The organism is Pseudomonas corrugata, from assembly GCF_050920615.1.
Taxonomy (GTDB): Bacteria; Pseudomonadota; Gammaproteobacteria; order Pseudomonadales; family Pseudomonadaceae; genus Aquipseudomonas; species Aquipseudomonas corrugata.
Map to the genome: position 1 here is coordinate 4778312 of NZ_CP130434.1, position 14066 is coordinate 4792377.

Annotated in this window: 10 protein-coding genes and 1 pseudogene; all 11 read right to left on the reverse strand. The window is 52.2% G+C overall.

Annotated features, from left to right (window positions below):
• Positions 1–8: 8 nt before the first annotated feature.
• The 11 genes and pseudogenes from QZH45_RS21085 to hemE all read right to left on the reverse strand — a co-directional run bounded on the left by QZH45_RS21085 (position 9) and on the right by hemE (position 13802).
• Positions 9–1130 (reverse strand): Re/Si-specific NAD(P)(+) transhydrogenase subunit alpha, encoded by a 1122-nt coding sequence (locus QZH45_RS21085; RefSeq protein WP_432783523.1) that lies wholly within the window; start codon positions 1128–1130, stop codon positions 9–11.
• Between the two features lie 612 nt (positions 1131–1742).
• A pseudogene (locus QZH45_RS21090) lies at positions 1743–2814 on the reverse strand (enoyl-CoA hydratase/isomerase family protein).
• Positions 2815–3386: 572 nt separating this feature from the next.
• On the reverse strand, positions 3387–4880 hold the full coding sequence (locus QZH45_RS21095) for an aldehyde dehydrogenase (protein ID WP_432783805.1): 1494 nt from the start codon (positions 4878–4880) through the stop codon (positions 3387–3389).
• Positions 4881–5000: 120 nt separating this feature from the next.
• Positions 5001–6437: an APC family permease gene (locus QZH45_RS21100; protein WP_432783524.1), complete on the reverse strand. Its 1437-nt coding sequence runs from the start codon at positions 6435–6437 to the stop codon at positions 5001–5003.
• A gap of 72 nt (positions 6438–6509) precedes the next feature.
• Positions 6510–7385, reverse strand: a complete 876-nt coding sequence (locus tag QZH45_RS21105; RefSeq protein ID WP_432783525.1) for a type 1 glutamine amidotransferase — start codon at positions 7383–7385, stop codon at positions 6510–6512.
• A gap of 22 nt (positions 7386–7407) precedes the next feature.
• Complete coding sequence (locus tag QZH45_RS21110) at positions 7408–7602, reverse strand: ferredoxin (RefSeq protein ID WP_126588138.1); 195 nt, start codon at positions 7600–7602, stop codon at positions 7408–7410.
• Between the two features lie 16 nt (positions 7603–7618).
• Positions 7619–8779 carry a cytochrome P450 gene (locus QZH45_RS21115; RefSeq protein WP_432783807.1) on the reverse strand — a complete coding sequence of 387 codons (1161 nt, stop codon included), beginning with the start codon at positions 8777–8779 and terminating at the stop codon, positions 7619–7621.
• Between the two features lie 72 nt (positions 8780–8851).
• Complete coding sequence (locus tag QZH45_RS21120) at positions 8852–10231, reverse strand: glutamine synthetase family protein (RefSeq protein WP_432783526.1); 1380 nt, start codon at positions 10229–10231, stop codon at positions 8852–8854.
• Positions 10232–10289: 58 nt separating this feature from the next.
• Complete coding sequence (locus QZH45_RS21125; protein WP_432783528.1) at positions 10290–10634, reverse strand: 4Fe-4S dicluster domain-containing protein; 345 nt, start codon at positions 10632–10634, stop codon at positions 10290–10292.
• Complete coding sequence (locus tag QZH45_RS21130; protein ID WP_432783530.1) at positions 10634–11614, reverse strand: NAD(P)/FAD-dependent oxidoreductase; 981 nt, start codon at positions 11612–11614, stop codon at positions 10634–10636. Before QZH45_RS21130 ends, QZH45_RS21125 begins: the two co-directional genes overlap by 1 nt.
• A gap of 1123 nt (positions 11615–12737) precedes the next feature.
• Positions 12738–13802 carry a uroporphyrinogen decarboxylase gene (gene hemE, locus QZH45_RS21135; protein WP_432783531.1) on the reverse strand — a complete coding sequence of 355 codons (1065 nt, stop codon included), beginning with the start codon at positions 13800–13802 and terminating at the stop codon, positions 12738–12740.
• Positions 13803–14066: the final 264 nt, after the last annotated feature.

Consider the following 14066-nt stretch of genomic DNA (forward strand, 5'->3'; position numbering starts at 1 on the left):
TTTTATCCTCAGCCGTTCTTGCGCACGATCTGGCCATCGCGGCACATCAGGCACGCGGCGACGATATCGTCTTCAAGGTTGATGTCGAACTGGCCTTCCTTAGTGAACACCAGTTTCAGGAAGTCCAGCAGGTTGCGGGCGTACAGCGCCGAAGCGTCCGCCGCGACCGCGCCGGCCAGGTTGGTCGGGCCGACGATGGTCACGCCGTTTGCGACGACCACCTGGTCGGCCACGGTCAGCGGGCAGTTGCCGCCCTGGGCGGCCGCGAGGTCAATGACCACCGAGCCTGGCTTCATCTGCGCCACGGTTTCCGCGCTCAACAGCGTCGGCGCCTTGCGGCCCGGAATCAGCGCGGTGGTAATGACGATATCTGCCTGTTTGGCGCGCTCGTGCACGGCCACGGCCTGGCGTTGCATCCAGCTGGCCGGCATGGGGCGCGCGTAACCGCCGACACCGACGGCGCACTCGCGCTCTTCATCGGTCTCGTAGGGCACGTCGACGAACTTGGCGCCGAGGGATTCGATCTGCTCTTTAACCGCAGGACGCACATCGGACGCTTCGATCACTGCACCCAGGCGCTTGGCCGTGGCAATGGCCTGCAAACCGGCCACACCGGCACCGAGGATCAGCACGCGAGCGGCTTTCACGGTACCTGCAGCGGTCATCAGCATCGGCATGAAGCGCGGATAGTAATGAGCGGCCAGCAGCACGGCTTTGTAACCGGCGATGTTGGCTTGCGAGGACAGCACATCCAGGCTTTGGGCACGGGAGGTACGTGGTGCGGCCTCCAGCGCGAACGCGGTGATGCCGCATTCAGCCATCTTGGCGATGGTTTCATTGCTGAACGGGTTGAGCATGCCAACCACAACGGTGCCGCGCTTGATCAGCGCCAGCTCGCTGTCGCTGGGCGCGACCACTTTAAGAATCAGCTCTGCACCAAAGGCATCGTTGGCGCTGCCAATGGTTGCGCCTGCCGCTGCATAAGCACTGTCGACAACACTGGCATTAATGCCGGCGCCGCTTTGCACAATGACCTTATGACCCTGGCCGATCAGTTTCTTGATGGTTTCCGGGGTTGCAGCAACCCGTGTTTCACCCGTCTGGGTTTCGAGAGGAACACCAATGTGCACTTGAAGCCTCCAGTGAATAACTTCTTTAAGCAGGTACCGTCCTAAGGATGCGTGAGCTGCATCCTTTAGGCAGGCTGGCAATAGTGACGACGGAGGGCCAGCAGAGTCCCTCAGCGAGCCGATTCCAACTCAGCCGCCATAGATCTCATGGGAAACCTCCTAATCGGATTTATTTGCATAGTCTTCTCCAGCAAGGGGATGCCATGCATAAAAGGGTAATCACAGCGCCCTGGCGCCATTTGCTATCCATTGTTAATTGAGCAACTCGGCTCGGGCCCGCAAACTGTGTGCTCAGTAGCCTGCCTGATGCTTGACCAAGCAAAAGCCACCAATGGATGGGCCGCTACCAATATCCTTTAGAGGAACCCTTCTCTTCCTGGGTATCGATATAAAAGCCGCTCCATACTTCGGCATAACCATACCGAACAGAGCCAGATCGCCCATCTGTGCCAGCAAGTTATCGTCGGCCCAGTCATTTTTCGCATTTGTTAGGTCGTAGGAACAATGTCGCAACGGGCAGGGTCGCGCATCATGAAATGCTCTTCACTTAATTCGAGGTCATGTATCTCTCTTGTTCTGCGGAGCCCAGATAGTGACTTTGCGCCAGAGTTTTCAACCAGCGGGCTTGAAGCCCGCGAAGAAGACGTCTGCCCGGTTGGGATCAAGCTCAGCCAGTTGGGTGGAACCCAGCTCGGAACCTTGTCATAACCCTTGTCCATCATCAGAACATGCACCCCGCCATGAAGTCGCCCGTGTCGAACGACTGATAGTCTAGGTTCAGTTCGTGAGCAAAGCAGTCGGCAAGAGAAAGGTTACGACAGCGACGCAAAAGATCCAGAGTACCTGCGATCGCGCTCGGTGACCGACTGTCCAGCACCTTGACGGTTTCTTCAGCCCAGTCTTGGAACTCAGGGCGACTTTCCCGTAGCAGCGCCAAGCGAATCGATGGCATATCAGGCAGGGAAAAGTACCCGTCGATAACCACACGCAAAGCCTTGAGTTCCGACCCTAAGAGCTTGTTGCTGCCTAGGGAGGCGAGCAAATTACGCAAAGCCTCGTGTGGATGCGTAGTCCAGTTCATCTGGTTGAGGCGGCGATCCAGTTCAGCTATCTGCTCGCCGGGCAGGCACCAGTCGGCCATACGCGCATAGAGCGCATCAGCGGCCCGCACCTGCAAACCAGTAATGCCTAGATAAATTCCCAACTCACCCGGCAAACGTGACAGAAAGTAACTACTGCCAACAGCCGGAAAGAAACCGGCTTCCACTTCCGACACGCCCATCTTCACCTGCCCTGTGATCACCCGAATTGATGCACCTTGTCCCCCCCCCATGCCACTGCCGAGCACTAGGCCATCCATCAGTACCAATAAAGGCTTGGAATAGGTGTGGATGTATTCGACGAGGGCAAATTGAACTTCAAAAAAGCTCTTATGCTGGTTGCCTCCTACCTGGTAGCTGCCATACAGCATGCGGATATCGCGGTCGGTGCAGAAGGCCTTCTGCCCCGATGCGCGCAACACCACTGCAAGTATGTTCGGGTCATCTTCCCAGGCATGCAGCTGTTGCAGGAGTAAGCGCATCATGGGCAGGTTCAGGGCATTCAAGCCCTCTGGTCGATTGAGGGTCAGGTGTCCGATGCGGTTGCGCACCGCAACCTGTACGGGTGCTTCGACTTCGCTCATGCTCAGGCGACCTTGCAGCAAATGTTGGTGTGCCAGCGTCGGAATACAGACGCTTGGATGGATGCAGCATCCTTCCTGTAGTTCATCCGGCACATGCTGAGCAATTTTTTCTCGAATAGGTGCCATGACGAAACTCTCTTGTTATTTATTCGTAGATTTCCAATGAGGCCCGCATAGGCTGACAATATTTTTGAGAGGCACCAACATGCTGCCTGCACTTCCCGATTTAGCCAGCAGTAAGCCACGAAGGCGCATTTCGTCATCCGTCGACGCAATTTGAAGCAGCTCTTAAGGGGGGAGGCACTGACCCAGAAAACAAACGGGTCAGTTGTGTGCATGACTCTCTAACCGGGAATCTACAAGCCCCTATGCGTTACGAATTTAATATACAAATGTTTGAGCGAAAGCCAAAAGCAAAGAATGTGGCCTGCCTTCCACCAAGTGTCACGTATGCAACTAGAATCCATTACGCAAACCACGACCATGGCCATATAAGATCTTATGTTCTGTTTTGGCGTAGCAAAGCCTGAAAGATTGATATCGAGCCCGCGCAGTCCGAAGGCCATCCAGTCCTACAACCTTATCCAAGTGGTCTTCAATTCCGTATATTCATCTAGGGCATAAAGAGACTTATCCTTCCCATTTCCGGATTGTTTGTAACCCCCGAATGGGGTAGTTATGTCGCAGTCGTTATAGCAATTGACATAGACAACACCCGCACGCAGTTGGCGGGAAATCTTATGCGCCTCGGATAAACGATCAGTCCAAACCCCGGCACCTAGACCATAAGGGCTATCATTGGCGACCGCGACTGCTTCGTCGACGCCGGAGACAGGGATCACCGACAGTACTGGGCCAAAAACTTCATTACGGGCGATCTCCATGTGGTTGGATACATTGTCAAAGACTGTTGGCACGACATAAGAACCACCGGTTTCGGTCAACGCCCGCGTCCCGCCCGCGGCGAGCGTGGCACCACCCGTCTTTGCCCGCGCGATAAAACCCATCACCCGGTCAGCATGTTGGGCATTCACCAGAGCACCGACGCGCGTAGCTGGATTGAGCGGATCCGCAGGCTGACGCTGCCTTGCGATTTCGGCAACAATCTCAACGACCTGCTTATGAATCGAGCGCTCTACGATCAAGCGGGAGGGCGCAATGCAAACCTCCCCCTGATTGTTGAACATACTCTCAGCCGCGGTAACCGCCGCTTTCTCAATGTCACCGTAAGAAGCGAGAATGATGTTTGGGCTCTTGCCGCCGAGCTCCAAACAGACCCTCTTAAGATTGGTTTTTGCGGCATACTCCATAAGCAATCGCCCGGTCGCAGTTGAGCCAGTGAAGAAAATGCCATCAACATCCATGTGGCAAGCGAGGGCCTTTCCGGCTGTTCGGCCATATCCGGGCACAACATTGAACACCCCCTCGGGAATTCCCGCCTCAAGCGCTAGTTGACCCAGGCGAATGGCCGTCAGGGGAGATTGCTCAGCCGGCTTGAGGACTACTGAGTTTCCAGTGGCCAGTGCAGGCGCTACTTTCCAAGCAGTTGTGAGCATGGGAAAGTTCCAAGGCACAATGGCGCCAACCACTCCCAAAGGTTCACGGGTAATGAGGGCCAAGTCGCTTTCAGCCGTCGGGGCAATCTGCTCATATAACTTGTCAATAGCTTCAGCGTACCAATCGAAACAATTCGCCACTGCCTCGACGTCAACGCTCCGCGATGCGGTAATGGGTTTGCCCATATCGAGCGTTTCCAAGAGTGCCAACTCGTCTCGATGAAGACGGATTAGCGCACCAAAGGCCTGGAGCGTGCGTTTGCGGGAGACCGGCGACAGCCCCGCCCAACGCCGGTCTTGGAAGGCATCCCGGGCGGCAGCAACGGCTTTGTTGATATCTGATTCGTCACCTTCAGCTATTTTTGTTAGTACACGCCCATCCACAGGTGACACACAATCGAATGTTTGCCCCGAGCGCGCGTCTACAAGCTTGCCGTCGATCAGGCATCGGCCTTCAAATTCGATGTTATCAGCACGGTTGCGCCAGCCAGCCGCGCTTGTAGGGTTTATCGTGAGCTGGTCCATTTTGTACCTGCCTAAAAACTCAGCTCTCGCTTGCCGCCCAGAGCCCAAAGATAATGTTGCCCCGCCCTAACTTTCAAGCAGCAGGACAACAACAAGGTCAATGTTTCAGCTCACCTTCATATGGCTCAGAATGGCAGCAAAGCGCTTTGGTGCTTTCCGCTTCATGATCACGGCCCCTCCGCTCCCGATGAGGAATGCAACAATGAGAAGGACGATAATCGTGACATTAACCGCGTGTAAGCCTTCGCTACCGGTCAGCGCGGGCAGGTTGCTAAACGCTAAATAAAGAAAGCCAAGCAGCCCAACTAGCGCCAGCCCTGGCGCGACCTTCGTTTTCCAAGCATTTAATGAGCAAGGATGCTTGGCGAAAAAAAGGATGATCGAAAGGCAGGCCAGAGCCACGATAACCATATATCCCAACGTCCCGGCTGCAGCCCCCCAAGCGTAAATTTCCGTAACAGGATCGAGTCCTAGAATGGCCGCAGCCAGGAGAAGGCTAACCGAAACGAAGGTTTGAACTGCAGAAGCAACATAAGGTGATGAATGGGTCGCATGGACCTTGGCAAGCTGGGCCATAAGCACCCCGCAGCTACCAAGGACATATTTATAGCGCGCGATAATATTGTGGATCGAAATCACCACCGCAAAAAGACTGGTAATGAGCAAGACTTGAGCGGCGTCATGCATCACCCGCCCTAGATAAGTAGTCACTAGATCCAAGTACATACTTTCAGCATTGCCCTTCGAAACACGGACCACATCATCGATACCTACCCCTACCACTACGCACCACATAGAAACGAAATAAATAATCGTGATGAATATCACGGCTATATACGTCGCTTGCGGAATCGAGCGCTCAGGATTGATCGCCTCTTCGCGATACACCACAGTTGATTCGAAGCCGATGAAGCCGAATACCGCGAATAAAAGACCAAGACCAGGCGAGCCGGAGAGAAAAGTAGACATTTCGAAAGGCGCTGTATTCACACCCACTATTCCAACGGAGCTGATAACCGACAAATCGAGTATAAGAATTATGCCAATTTCCAATATAAGAGCGACACCAAGGACTTTGGCGCTTACTTCGACATTTCGATACCCTAATACTCCAACAAACGCAACAACACCGATAGTATATAGCCACCATGGAAGTGTGACATTCAAAAGCCCTGACATGGCACTACTGAGAACAACCCCGATATAGGCTTCGAGAGCTATCAAGATCAGCGTGTAAGAAAAAACTGCGAGTGATGCTGACCCTAAGCCTAATACGCGCCCCATACCCTTCAATATGTAAGCGTAAAATGCTCCTGCGCTCTCAATATATCGAGACATCGCGACGAATCCCACAGAGAACAAAAGCATCACAATACCCACGACGATCTCATTCATAGGTGCTGCGACACCATTTCCGAGCCCGATGATCAATGGACTTACCCCGACCATTACGGTCAATGGGGCTGCAGTCGCGACTACCATCAAAGCAATTCCAATGGGTCCAAGGTTACCCTTGAGTTGTGTTGATACAGGCGACGTCATAATTTTTATTCTCCCCTGCTAACAAGTTCACACAAATGTTGTGAGATGTGTTGTTTATCGTGAGCTCTCGCTTCACCCTCCGTTCCAACCAAACTTTCGTTGGGTAGTTGGGATAACAAGATGCGTAATCCAATTTAATATTTCGAGCGGCCTAAAATCGAAAGCGCTCATGTTAATAGTTTCGAAATGAATCAGACTCTCCTCTGGCATTTCAACTCCACTTTTGAAGCGTGATATTGCTTGCGCCGCGCTCTCGACATGATTGTGCGTCTCGTAACTACCACCCGCCACGAGCGACGCAGCACTCTCCCTAAGGAATCCTGCCTGGTCTAAACCTGACAGTTCGGGATGGTACTGCACTCCCCAGAATGTGGACTTTCCATGTTTAATCTCGGCAGCCTGAACAAAATTTCGATTTCGGGCCGTTACGATGGCATCCTCGGGAAGACTAACAACTTCATCAGAGTGAAAAGAAAAGGCATCAAACTCATCAGGCCTTAAGTGATGCATTGGGTGGGAGCGCCCCTGTTCGGTCAGACGAATACCCGAAGCAAACGGTGCTTCGCAGACATTTTCATCAGCCCTATTCGGCTGAACATCCCCTCCCGCAGCAACAGTTGCGAGCTGCAATCCCCAACATACACCAAACATCGGGGTCCCTGACGCGAATGCCGCCTTAGCAAACTCAATTTGCCGTAAAGTTCCGGGCTCTCGCTTATATATGTGGGAGTTGGAGCCTGTAAACAGAATCCCGTCATAGGCTCCTAAGGGCAGCACATAAAGCGGGTCAGGATCAGCTGGATAAGCAATATCAGTTCGTAATTCCGAGTTGTGATGCTTTAGCAGCCGCTCGAAATGTTTGCTTGGAGTACATCCAACAAACTTCTTGAAAGAAGCCCTGTCGACGGCCGTGTTGCCATCACAAATAAGAATTCGAAGCTTATCCATAAATCAGTCCCTCAACGTAAACTCATGAAATCTTGATTGCGAGCTCAGGACAGTTGGCACACGCCTTCTTCACGCTCTCTTGTAACTCGAGCGGAACAGTTTCATAACCAGCCTTTACTTTTGAATAGCCCTCGTCATCGATTTCAAAGACCTCGGGGGCGAAATAGACGCAACGTGCATGGCCCTGGCAACGGGAGTTATCAACAGTTACTTTCATGATATTTCTCCGATTTTCAAAATGTGAGTTTCAAAGGCCCGACTCCATGCCACTTCTCGGACGGATCCGCAGGCCGGAAATCGGGAACAGCACGCAGGAACTCTTCAATTCCAACAATTAGCTCTCGGCGCCCAAGGTTTGACCCGAGGCATCTGTGGATACCGCCTCCGAATGCCAAATGTCGGTTCTCTTGCCGCCCGATGTCGATCTTGTCCGGGTTTGGGAAAACTTCCTCGTCTCGGTTGCCTGCTCCAAATACAAGCATGACCCGCTCACCCTCCTTAATTTCCTGACCGCGGATGACGGTGTCTTTCAGACATGTGCGCCCCATTACCTGGACGGGAGAGAGCGTGCGAAGAAACTCTTCGCAGGCCAGCGGAATCATGTCGGGATTGTCACGAAGTCGCTGCTGATCCTCCGGGTTGTTCGCAAGGTGCCAAATCCCCGCACGGATAGACCAAGCGGTAGTATCGAGGCCTGCCAGGAAGAGGAGATAGCAATACCGAAGAAGTTCGTCTCTGGTAAGCGGACGACCATTGAGCTTGGCTCGGCAAAGATAATCCATCAAAGTGGCCGACTCGCCTTCGTCTTTCCAGTTATCGAGCAAATTCGCAAAGTATGCGAAACAGTCGTCATTGGCCTTTTTCGCACGCTCCGGGTTTTCGACTCGCTCATAAATGATATCGTCCACCCACTTATCAAACTTCGGCCAATCCTTCTCAGGGTAACCAGCGAGACGGCTGAAGATAATTGTTGGTAGAGGTCGAGAATAGTGATATGAAGCGTCGGCGCCCGGCCCCTCTTTCGCAAACTCTTCAGCCAACTGACGTGCTGTATCGCGGATTGGCTGCTCGAGTTTCTTCAGCTCTTGTGGTGTGAACAACGGCAACAGAATACGGCGATAAGCCGTGTGCTCTGGCGGGTCAATGTCGATCGGAGGCAGTTTAATGCCTTCTGACACCGATGGCACCATCATCGACGGACCGACTGAGAATGCTTCCGGATCCTGCTCCGCAGCGAAGATGTCATCACTCTTCGTCAAGAACCAAAAACCACCATAGTTATCGCTATGTCCAACTGGACATTTATTCCTAAGCGCTGCATATGTATCGAAGATATTATCTAGCGCTTCACCATGAAAATCAAAATTCCTGGCAATTTCATTTACATCTTTCATATTCACACCCTTTTTTCCTGTCCGCTATTCGTCGCCTTCTATTCCCAGAAAGGCATATCTTTGCTCGCCCCGTCAGATGATGTCGAGGTAACGAGCCAGCTCCCAATTATTTACGTAACCATTGGCTTGCTTTATTTCCCACTTCTTCATCTGGGCATAGTGATTGACGAACTCATTCGAGAAGATCACTCGTGCCACTTCACTGTCGCAGAAGATAGTTGCCGCCTCTTCCAGCGACGTCGCGAGTGGACGCGCCAATTCCGGCGATACTTTGTAGGCATTACCAAGGATGGGGTCTTTTGGCTTAAGCTTGTTCTCAATGCCATATAAACCTGACAAAAGACTAGCCGCGATAACGAGATAAGGGTTGGTATCAGCACCCGGAATCCGGTTCTCGACCCTAGCAGCTGCGCCGGCCGAAGTTATCGCTCGGTGTGACACAGTGCGGTTGTCGAACCCCCAAGACGAATTACCGCCCGCCCAGGCTGCACCAGCCGTCCGCTTGTAGGAGTTGATATTCGGCAAATAAATGGCCGACATTTCCCGAGCAAGTTCGACCATGCCTGCTAAGAAGTTGTAACCAACCTCTGACAGCTCCGACTTATTCTCCGGATTCGCGAATATAGGGGTCCCCTGCTGGTCTGACAGACTCATATGGACGTGGCCAGAAGAACCCGACCATGCCGCATTCGGCTTTGCCATGAAAGTTGCCGTCATCCCATGCTTCGCGGCTATCTCTTTGATGCCATTTTTCACAAAAATCGCATCATCTGCCGCCTTAAGCGCATCGCCATATTTGATATTGATCTCGTACTGACCAGGGCCGTGTTCACTGTTCGTCGCCTCTAGTTCGATCCCAGAAGCACGCATACTCCTGCGAATTTCCCCTATAATGTCCGAAGAACTGGAATGATGGAGCATGCTGTAGCAGTGGCCGCTCTTTTTTACCGGATTTGTGCTGCGCCACTGATCCGCCGAAATATCTTCGATAGAGTCATTCAGAAGGTAGAACTCAAACTCGTATGCAGCCTGACACTTGTATCCAAGCTGCTCTGCTTTTTCGGTCGCTTTGCGCAAGATATTCCGGGGCGATAGGTTCAGGGGCTGACCATCGAGGTTATTGATATCGCAAATAACGGTTGCCGTCTGCGCCTGCCAAGAAACTAACGATAGCGTCGTAAGATCCGGGATCAAAGCGATATCGGGATATCCTGAGTCCCATCCCGTAAAGTCCAAACCGTCGACCAAATTATCGGCAACATCCCAACCGAAAAGGATATTTGAGATCTGAGTACCGTCAATAGCTGCCTTTTTAAGAAAATAATCAGCACCTACTTGTTTTCCGCGCCAAACACCATCTATATCGACGGCTCCGAGTCGAACAGTATCAATATTGTGTTTTTCAATGAACTCTCGTACTTCCAGGATTGATTTCTTATTTTTGTCAGTCATTTTTTTCACCTGTTATTATCAAGACATCGAGTATCTTTTTAGTGGAGCAAAAAAATCGTTAGTCCTTAGCTAAGCATTTCAACTGCTGTAGAATTCTTGGATGATCGCTTTTGATCAGACCGATCTTCTGGGCTCCTCTGGGACTCCCGATTGGACTATCCCGTCCAGGCAACAATGTACTGAAAAATTCGTGGGCCTCTCGCAGGTCCTGGTCGGCGCTTTCCGCGTCGACATAAGTGATTGCCATAACCGGGCAAACGGACTCGCACGCACCACACTCAGTGCACTCGTCGGGTTGAATCCACAGACGGCCTTCTGCTTCATAAATACAATCCACTGGACAAACATCAACGCACGCCTGATCTTTGCTTTGAATGCATCCATCTGAAATGACATAAGGCATTAGCTCACCTCGTTCGTACTATGACTAGGAAGTACCGACAACTCGGGCGAAATTACGGCAGCTGCGTGATTCACCGCGATCGCCGCCTCTCCAAAACCGACCGCAATCAAACGAACCTTTCCTGGATACTCGCTGACATCTCCAATGGCAAAAACGCGAGACAGATTTGTTTCCATATTCGGTTTGACAGGGATTCGAAAACCATCGATCTCAACCCCCCAGCCTTCCATCGGCCCCAGATCGGAGTGAAACCCCAGCGCCATCACAAACTTGTCGAAGCTCAGAATTTCTTTGTCAGCCCCATTACAAAGCTCAAGAAATTCTTGACCTGTCTCTTTGTAATACGCCTCAATCTCACCCGGCGCCACAACTCGTGCGCCGCTTTCGTACATCTCATTCACACTTGCCTCATGCGCCCGGAAGCGCGCTCGACGGTGTACGACGGTGACTGATTTAGCTCTGGGCGCCGCCGCAATAGCCCAATCGACGGCACTATCGCCGCCGCCAGCGATGACGACGTCTTTACCATCGAGTACCGAGAGATCGGGAACGAAATGCATGATGTTGGGAGACTTGACTTCCAACAGCGCGGGAAGCGAACGGGGAGTGCACTTACCCAGACCGGCCGCAATGACTACAGCCTTTGCGGAGTAATGGTTTCCGCAATCTGTTGTAATGCTGTAAGTGTCGTCTGCGAGTGGCTCCAAACCGACAATCAGCTCAGAGACGTAGAGATCGTAGTCCTGACGCTGTGACTGCTCCAGGAGGCTATTTACAAAATCCCCCCCTTTGATGGCGGGGAAACCCGCAACATCGTGTATCAGCTTCTCAGGATACATTGTCGCTACTTGCCCGCCGACTTGCGGCAGCCCGTCGAAAAGCGCCGTCTTGAGCCCCCTAAAACCAGCATAGTAGGCCGCGTACAGACCGATCGGGCCCGCACCAACAATTACCAGGTCATATTCTTTGGTGTTGCTCATGTCCAGCCACCTTTGTTGTTGCTTTTGTGTATCCTATTTCGAAACATGTTTCTCCACAAGAACTTTTTTGGCATTTTATTAACACTGGAAGATGGTACTTAAAAATCAATGAGTTAACGTTCGAGAAGACCGCTCCACTGACCGAATCGCCACCGATTTTGGGCACATCCTAGCCACAGCAAACAGCTTGAAGAGAGAAACCCAAGGGCAACACATGCACACGAAGAGATGAAAATTGCGGTCAGTAAGCCAGTCGCAAAAAGTGGCCATCGATCTGCGGAAATGGTCTAACACCTCGCAATTACTAGCCAAAGCCAGCCCCCTTCGATCAAAAAGCACCGTATTAAATCTTCCGAGTAGCAGGCCCGATCCAATGATCAGGTGGAGATTCCCTTCAACGAGAGGAATCGAAGCGGATCAATGCGCAGATATAACGGTCCTGCTTTGAGCGAGGCACATGGCACCGATGCCTCTCGGAAGACCTCAGTGACTGGGAAGCGCTGCGATCCGAATTATGGGCACAGACACATGAAAGGCCGGATAGGGAGCTATATGGCTACCGCAAACCGCTCTGGGGAAAATCAGTAAGGCCAATTGAGTGACATCTAATCCATTGCTACGGCAATTCAGGATGTATGCACAAACTCAATCCGACTGGAGGGCGGGTAATCTATAGATCCGTTTTTGAGACATCGAGGGGTAGCGTGACCAGGCAATTGTTGTGAACCCGCTGTCAAGGCGCGTAATTAGGACGGTCAATGCCATTGAGTCTAGTGCTGAGCGCTGGACCGCATATCCATTCGGCGGAAAAAACGGTGATAAAAGCGATTACATCCCTCAACGACCAACGCCGAAACCACTCTGAGGCTTTAGCGTCGTAATTGAGGGCTACAAGCAGAACCAACACGTTACGACAACAACTCGTTTACATCAGCGCTCTGTGCCGCTCATCTAGCATCGACCAAGGTTTCACAAAATATCGTGACACACTGCTCCAGCCTCTCGATGCCACCGGCGCAAAGCTCTGGAGGCGCCCACTCAGAAAACTACAGCCCGTCCGTCTTATTCGGCTGCTTAAGCGATGGCTCACCCAAACAATCTTGATCTCTGAAGCCGGGCAAGATCAGTGATACTGCGCACTCAGCTCGTGCACAGCGTCCACAAATACCTTTACTGCTTCCGGGTCGACAAACTGGTGAACACCATGACCCAAGTTGAACACATGGCCGCTGCCGCTACCGAAGCGAGCTAGAATATCAGCCACTTCAGCCCGAATCCGTCTTGCCGGCGCATACAGTGTGCTAGGGTCCATGTTCCCTTGCAGCGCCACACGGTCACCGATTCGACGACGCGCATCATCAATATTGGTGGTCCAGTCCAACCCAACCGCATTGGCACCGGTATCCGCCAACACCTCCAGCCATTGGCCGCCGTTCTTGGTAAACAAGATCACCGGCACCCTTCGTCCTTCACGCTCACGGATCAGGCCATCGACGATCTGCTTCATATACCGTAGCGAAAACTCCTGAAATAGGGGACCAGAGAGCACTCCCCCCCACGTATCAAAGATCTGCACCGCCTGAGCGCCACTGAGGATCTGCTCATTCAGATAAACGATCACAGACTGCGCAAGCTTATCCAATAATGCATGCATTACCTCCGGCGTGGAGTACATCAGTTGCTTGATATTGCGGAAATCTTTAGTGGATCCTCCTTCGACCATGTAGGTCGCCAGGGTCCAGGGACTGCCGGAGAAACCGATAAGTGGCACACGACCCGCCAGTGCACTGCGGATCTCCTTTACCGCCGCCATAACATAGTCCAAATCAGTGGCAGCATCTGGCACCGTCAGCTCAGCTACATCAGCTTCAGTACGGATAGTTTTCCTAAACCGTGGACCTTCACCCTGCTCAAAGTAGAGCCCCAGCCCCATCGCATCCGGAATCGTCAAAATATCGGAAAACAGTATCGCCGCATCAAGGCGATAGCGTTCCAGCGGTTGCAACGTTACCTCGCACGCCAGCTCGGGGTTTTTGCATAGACTTAGAAAACCACCGGCCTTTGCTCGGGTGTAACGGTATTCCGGCAGGTAGCGGCCTGCCTGACGCATCATCCATACCGGCGTTACATCTACTGGCTCACGCAGCAGAGCCCGAAGGAAACGATCATTTTTCAGCTCAGCCGTCACGTTAACACTCCTGTTGACTGTTCAATAAATCGCGGCATCGCAATCCCCCTACTCAAGATTTCAGACTTTTGGATCAGTGCGCTAAAGCAAGCGCCTCTAAATTGACATTACCATTATAGAAACATGTTGCCATTTTGGAAACGTCCGTGATACGGTTTCTCTTACCTAGGATGGAGATTGTCAAATCTGTTCATGAAGGATGATCAACATGGAAGCGCGTCTGGCCGTTGGTGAGCCTAGGTAATAGATGATTGAGCTTCTGCG